The sequence below is a fragment of the Streptomyces niveiscabiei genome, from assembly GCF_001419795.1.
GTDB classification, from domain to species: Bacteria; Actinomycetota; Actinomycetes; order Streptomycetales; family Streptomycetaceae; genus Streptomyces; species Streptomyces niveiscabiei.
Genome location: NZ_LIRL01001298.1, coordinates 1 through 6,396, shown reverse-complemented (window position 1 = coordinate 6,396; position 6,396 = coordinate 1). Strand labels below are relative to the sequence as shown.

Annotated in this window: 6 protein-coding genes; 2 read left to right on the top strand and 4 right to left on the bottom strand. The window is 73.3% G+C overall.

Going from position 1 to position 6,396, the window contains the following annotated elements; genetic code table 11:
- The 3 genes from AOK24_RS43335 to AOK24_RS43325 all read right to left on the bottom strand — a co-directional run.
- A partial coding sequence (locus AOK24_RS43335; protein WP_079057283.1) for an ADP-ribosylglycohydrolase family protein occupies positions 1-892 on the bottom strand: 892 nt, incomplete at its 3' end.
- Between the two features lie 69 nt (positions 893-961).
- Entirely contained in the window at positions 962-1,942 is a 981-nt protein-coding gene (galE, locus tag AOK24_RS43330; protein WP_055725326.1) for a UDP-glucose 4-epimerase GalE, read from the bottom strand.
- A 43-nt stretch (positions 1,943-1,985) separates the two neighbouring features.
- A complete protein-coding gene (locus AOK24_RS43325) occupies positions 1,986-3,269 on the bottom strand; it encodes a glycosyltransferase family 87 protein (RefSeq protein ID WP_055725325.1) in 1,284 nt (427 codons plus the stop codon).
- A 110-nt stretch (positions 3,270-3,379) separates the two neighbouring features.
- On the opposite strand from AOK24_RS43325, the gene AOK24_RS43320 reads away from it, so the two are divergent.
- Entirely contained in the window at positions 3,380-5,086 is a 1,707-nt protein-coding gene (locus tag AOK24_RS43320; protein WP_240554413.1) for a glycosyltransferase family 39 protein, read from the top strand.
- Here AOK24_RS43320 and AOK24_RS43315 read toward each other — a convergent pair.
- Entirely contained in the window at positions 5,083-5,568 is a 486-nt protein-coding gene (locus AOK24_RS43315; RefSeq protein ID WP_055725323.1) for a MarR family winged helix-turn-helix transcriptional regulator, read from the bottom strand. The genes AOK24_RS43320 and AOK24_RS43315 overlap by 4 nt on opposite strands.
- Positions 5,569-5,713: 145 nt before the next feature.
- Here AOK24_RS43315 and AOK24_RS43310 point away from each other — a divergent pair, with 145 nt between their 5' ends.
- Positions 5,714-6,127: an organic hydroperoxide resistance protein gene (locus AOK24_RS43310; RefSeq protein WP_055725322.1), complete on the top strand. Its 414-nt coding sequence runs from the start codon at positions 5,714-5,716 to the stop codon at positions 6,125-6,127.
- Positions 6,128-6,396 lie beyond the last annotated feature (269 nt).

Below are 6,396 nucleotides of genomic sequence, written 5' to 3'. Positions count from 1 at the left end.
CCCCGAACCCCGGCAACGGCACCCGTACCGCCCGCGCCCACCTCTCCGGCACCGCCTCCACCCCGTACACGGCCCCGGCGAGCGCCCCCGTGACGGCAGCCACCGTGTCCGTGTCGCCCCCGAGGTCGACGGCCGCCCGCAGGGCGCTCTCGAACGTGCCGGTCGTCCGCAGCGCCCACACGGCGGAGCCGAGACAGGGCCAGACGGCGCCGTTGAACTCGGTCGCCAGGTCGGGATGCCAGCCGGGGTCGAGGACGGTGGCGTACCGCGCGCGGTGACCGGCGTCGAGGAGATCCAGCGTGCGCGGTACGGCGCTCAGCGGGTCGTCCCCGGCGAGGGCGGCCCGGATCAGCTCGTGCAGAGCGGCGGTACCCTCCCAGGCGGCGCGGTCGCCGTGGGTGAGCGCGGAGAGGCGCCGGGCCGCGTCGAGGGTGGTCGCCTGACCCCGGCCTGCGAAGTACACCGCCGAGGTTGCCGCCCGCATCAGCGCGCCGTTTCCGGCGGCCCGCTGGCTCACCTGGAAGTGGATCGCGGCGGCACTGTCCCAGGGGTCCCCGCTCGTGAGCACCGCCTCGGTCTGGAGCCCGATGTCCTTCGGGTCGGCCGCCGCCCAGCGCCGGAAGCGGTCGAAGACGTCCGGCAGGTCGAGGCCGCCGCGCTCCAGAAGCGACTCCCCGACCAGGACGGCCATCTGCGTGTCGTCCGTGGCCTCGCCGGGGTCCCAGCCTCCGCCCCCGCACATCTCCTCAGCCGGGACGCCCACAGGGAACCGCGCGGAGAACGCCCCCTCCGGGCCGAACTCGAAGGGCGCGCCCAGGGCGTCGCCGACGGCGGATCCGAGAACGGCGCCGGTGGCGCGGGACAGGCACGAGGGCATCTGCTGTGCCGTCATCGTGTCCCCCCCGTTCTTCCTACCGTTCTCCTACGTCCCCGTCACCGCCCACTCTCGGGAAGCGAGGTCTTACCCGCGCGCCGCCTCCGGATGCAGCCGTACCCACCCCTCCCACGCGGACGTGATCATGTCCTGGACGTCGTGCTTCGCCTTCCAGCCCAGTTCGGAGGCGATTCGCTCGGCGGAGGCGACCACGCTCGGGGGGTCGCCGACGCGGCGGGGTTCGATGGTCGGGGGGAGGTCGTGGCCGGTGACGGCGGCGATGCGGTCGATCATCTCGCGTACGGACACGCCCTCGCCCCGGCCGATGTTGAGGGTCAGGGTGCGCCCGGGGGACGCCCGCAGTGCGCGGGCCGTCGTGACGTGGGCGTCGGCGAGGTCGACGACGTGGATGTAGTCCCGCACGCACGTGCCGTCCGGCGTCGGGTAGTCGGCGCCGAAGACGCGCGGTGCCTCACCGGCCGTGAGGCGCTCGAAGACCATGGGGACGAGGTTGGACACGCCGACGTCGGCGAGGGCGGGGGCGGCGGCGCCGGCGACGTTGAAGTAGCGCAGGGACGCCGTCGACAGCCCGGTGGCCCGCGCGGTCGCGTTCACCAGCCACTCGCCCGCCAGCTTCGTCTCCCCGTAGGGCGACATCGGCAGGCACGGCGTCTCCTCGGTGACCAGGTCCACGTCCGGCATCCCGTACACGGCCGCCGACGAGGAGAACACGAACGACGCGACGCCCGCCTTCGTGACCTCCTCCAGCAGGACGCGCAGCCCTTCCACGTTCTCCCGGTAGTAGTGCAGCGGGCGCTCCACCGACTCGCCGACCTGCTTCTTCGCCGCCAGGTGCACCACGCCCGTCACCCCGTGCCCGGCGATCGTCCCCGCCAGCCGCCGCGCGTCCAGCGTCGACCCCTCCACCAGCGGCACCTCCGCCGGGATCCGCCCGGCGATGCCCGACGACAGGTCGTCGTACACCACGACCGGTTCGCCCGCCTCGGTCATCGCCCGCACGACATGCGCCCCGATGTACCCGGCGCCCCCCGTGATCAGCCACGTCATGTACGGCCTTCCCCTCCACGTCCCGTCCTCGCTGCACCCCCAGTCAAGCAGGTGCCGGCTCCCGCCGCCGAGCCTGTGGATAACTCCCCGTACCAGCCGCGGAACGGCCCGTGGTCGTGCGCCACAGGCGGACGAAGGACAGCACCGCGGCGGTCAGCAGCAGCCCGTTGCGCAGCAGCATCAGGCCGCAGCCGAGCCAGGTGCAGGCGGTGACCTGGTCGTACAGACCGGGGTACACGACCGCGCTGACCGCCGTCGCCGCCAGGACCAGCGCGGTGACCGGCCGCTGGACGGTGTGCCGGGAGGTCAGGCACACCGCGGACAGGCCGACCAGCCAGATCATGTACTGCGGGCTGATGACCCTGCTGGTGACGGTGAACAGCAGGACCGCGCACAGGGCCGCGTCGAACGGCGTCGCGGGCGTGTGCCGGCGCGAACGCAGCCGCCACAGCAGGAGCAGCGCGAAGGCGACGGCCGTCAGCGCCAGGGACGCGTCGGCGACACCGCCGACGTACGGGCCGACGAACTCTATGGCGCCGTACTGGTAGCGGACCGCGCCCGGCCAGCCCGCGTGCGTCGCGAACAGCAGGACCGTGCCGCCCAGGGACTCGATCTGCACACCCCGGCCGCCCTGCTCGCGCAGGAACGAGAACGGGTGGCCGAAGGCCGCCGCCAGGACGGCGAGGACGGTGACCGCCGTGACGGCCGCCCCCGCCCACGCCGCGCGCGTGGCACGCCCCTTCGGCGCGCCCAGGAGCAGCAGCGCCGGCCACACCTTCACCAGCGCCCCCAGCGCCGCGAAGACACCCGCCACGCGCGGGCGCCGGGCCATGGCCACCAGGGACAGCACGCCCAGCATGGTGACCTGGACGTCGTAGCGCGCCAGCGGGGTGTGCAGCAGGAGCGGCAGACCGCACACCCACAGGGCAGCGCCGGCCAGCGAACGGCCCGGCGCCGACCCCGCGCGCGCGAGGGCGGCCGTCGTCACCGCGTCGCAGACCAGGGTGAGGACGACGAACGCCTGGAAGTACGACAGGAACGGCAGCAGCGCGGGGGAGAGCATGACCGCGCCCGCGCCCGGCGGGTACTGCCAGAGCGGGTCGTGGGTGGGGAACGTGCCGTGCGCGAGGACCAGGTACCAGTCGTGGTAGAGCCGCCACACCTCGCGCGTGACGTTGCCCTGGCCGAGCCAGCGCGAGTCCGCGTGTGTGAGCAGCCAGAGCATCAGCGCGCGCGTGCCGAGCCAGCCGGCGGCGAGAAAGAGGAGGGGGCGGGGGCGGTGACGTTTCTTCACACCACCCGGAGGGCGGGAGGAAGGAAGGGTCATTTGCCGGATCGTAAGCGGCTTGTTTCCCGTTCCTGCACTAATGGACATCTAAAACACAGTGAATCGCAGGTAAGACCAGCCCTATGGCTCAGATGCCGCAGAATCGGCCCGTGACGACCACTCGCTTCGCGCGCGCACGCGTTCCCGCCATCCTCGCCGTGGCTGTCCCTGTCGTGGTGATGGTCGCCCTCGGGCTGTGGCACATCGACCGCGGCGGCATGTGGCGCGACGAGGCGGTGACGTACGAAGTGGGGCAGCGGTCGCTGCCGCAGATCTGGAAGCTGCTGCACGAGGTCGACGCCGTGCACGGCCTGTACTACCTGTTCATGCACGTCGTGCTGTCCGTGCACGCGAGCGAGGTCACCCTGCGGCTGCCGTCCGTCGTCGGCGCCGCCGTCGCCGCCGGAGTGGTCGCCGCGATAGGCACCCGGCTCGCCCGGCCGCGCGTCGGCCTCTGGGCGGGCCTGGCGTTCGCCTGCACGCCGATGGTCTCCCACTACGCCCAGGAAGGCCGCTCGTACGCCCTCGTGACGGCCGGCGCGCTCACCGCGACCCTCCTGCTGCTGCGGGCCCTGGACGGCCGCCCCTGGTGGCCCTACGGCCTCGCCGTCGCCGTCACCTGCCTGCTGCACGAGTTCGCCGTCCTGGTCCTGCTCGCCCATGGCGTCACCCTGATCCTGTGCGGCGCCTCCAGACGGGCCTGGACCCGCTGGATCGCGTCGTCCGGCGCGGCGGTGCTGGTCCTGCTGCCGCTCGTCTACGTCTCCAACGGCCAGTCCAAGCAGGTGTCCTGGCTGGCCAGGCCCGACCTGAAGCGCGTCGAGAACCTGGCGCACATGTTCCTGGGCGAGTACGGCGCCGTCTTCTGGACCTGCGTCCTGCTCGCCCTGATCGCCCTCCCGACCCGGCGCCGGCTGTCCGTCGCGACGGTCGCGGCCCCCCTGCTGGTCGTCCCGCCCGCCGTGCTGCTGCTCGTGTCGCAGGAGCGGCCCATGTACGACGACCGGTACGTGCTGTACGCGCTCGCGGGGGCGCCGCTGCTCGCCGCCGCGGGCGGTGACCGAATACTGCGGGGGCTGTCCCTCGCCGCCCGGAAGATCTCCCCGCGCGCGGGGAGCGACGCCGTCGAGGCTCCGCCCGCGCGCGTGGACGCGCAGACTCTGGCCCTGCGGCTCGACGCCGTTCACGCGGGCGCGCGCGGTGAATCCGACGGGGGCGGTCTGGCCGTCGTACCGGAGGCGCACCGGGAGGCGCCGGCCGGTGGGCTCGCGGGGGGCTCACCGGAGCGGGCGCGCTGGCGCGTGGCCCTGCGGGGGGCCGTCGCCCTCGCGGGCGCGCTGGCGGTCGCCGGGGCCTTCGCCTTCCAGCTGCCGGTCCAGCGCTTCGAGCGGACGACCGCCTCGCGCGGGGACGACCTCGCCGAGACCGCCACCGCCGCCGCGCGGATGATGCGGCCCGGGGACGCCGTGATGTACCTGCCGGCGATCGCCCGGCGCCCCGCGCTGACCTACCCGGCCGACTTCCGGGGCACCCGCGACATGACACTGGACGTCCCAGGGCCCGAGTCCGGGACGCTCTACGGGACGGAACTGTCGCCCGCGCGCGTACGCCGCAACCTCCAGGACGTCGACCGCCTCTGGGTCGTCTCCCAGTCGTACACCCTGTGGCGGGGCAGCGAGTGGTCGCCCTCGGACCCGGTCGAGAGGACCAAGCTGGAGATCGTCAAGGACGACTTCGTCGCGGCGGAGCCCCGCCAGGTCGCCGTCCTGCGCGGGACGGTGATCCGGCTGTACGTGCGCAAGGACCGGACCTCCTAGGGGCGCGGCTCCTCCAGCGCCGCCTCGTCCAGGGCCGCGGTGAGCGTGTCCAGCTGGCCCTTCAGGGCGCGGATCTCCTCCGGGTCGAAGCTGGTCGCGGAGATGATCCGGCGGGGGACCTGGAGCGCCCGCGTGCGCAGGGCGGTGCCCTCGTCGGTGAGGCGGACCTCGACCGAGCGCTCGTCGCGCGCGCTGCGTTCGCGGCGGACCAGGCCGGCCGCCTCCAGGCGCTTGAGGAGGGGGGAGAGGGTGCCGGAGTCCAGGCGCAGGCGCTCGCCCAGCTTCTTGACCGGGAGGGGCCCCTCCTCCCACAGGACCAGCATCACCAGGTACTGGGGGTAGGTCAGGCCGAGGTCCTTGAGGACCACTCGGTAGACGCCGTTGAAGGCGCGCGAGGCGGCGTGCAGGGAGAAGCAGATCTGGCGGTCCAGTTGCAGCCAGTTCTCTCCGGCTGCGGCGGGCGTCGGCGTCGTCGGGCTCATGGCACCAGGGTAACTCTTGCGGGCCATTCGGTTGTGCACAATTTAATTGTGTGCTCTAATCGTCTCTGTGAGGCGGTCCCGGAGCGCAGGCGCGAAAGGACCGGCCACCCCCCGTCACGACTCTCCAAGAGGGATGGTTCGAACCATGGACGCGATCTACACCGCAGTCGCCACCGCCACGCACGGCCGCGACGGCCGGGCCTACACGAACGACGGCAAGATCGACGTCGCGCTGGCCCTGCCGACCGAGCTCGGCGGCAACGGTGAGGGCACTAACCCGGAGCAGCTCTTCGCCGCCGGTTACGCCGCCTGCTTCGGCAGCGCGCTCGGCCTCGTCGGCCGCAACGCCAAGGTCGACGTCAGCGACGCCGCCGTCACCGCCGAGGTCGGCATAGGCAAGCAGGGCGAGGGCTTCGGCCTCAAGGTCACCCTCCGCGTCGAGCTCCCCGACACGGTCGACGAGGCCACGGGCCGCAAGCTCGTCGAGACGGCCCACCAGGTCTGCCCGTACTCCAACGCGACCCGCGGCAACATCGAGGTCGACCTCGTCGTCGAGTAACCGTTTCACCAGGGGGCATCACCCATCCCGCCCCCACCCGGCGCCCTCGAAGGCCCCAGGAACACCCCCAGCGGCCCCTCAGGCCGCCCGGAGGGCCGTTCCGCCCAGCTACCCCCCGGCCGAGCGGAACAGCCCCCCAGGCGCCCTGAGGGGCCGTCGGCGTGTCGCCGCCCGGCCCGCCTAGTACCGCACCCGGGCCAACACCTCCCCCGTCCGCCGGCTCCACGCCACCACCACCGCCTCCTCCGGCACCCGATGCCACCGGGTCA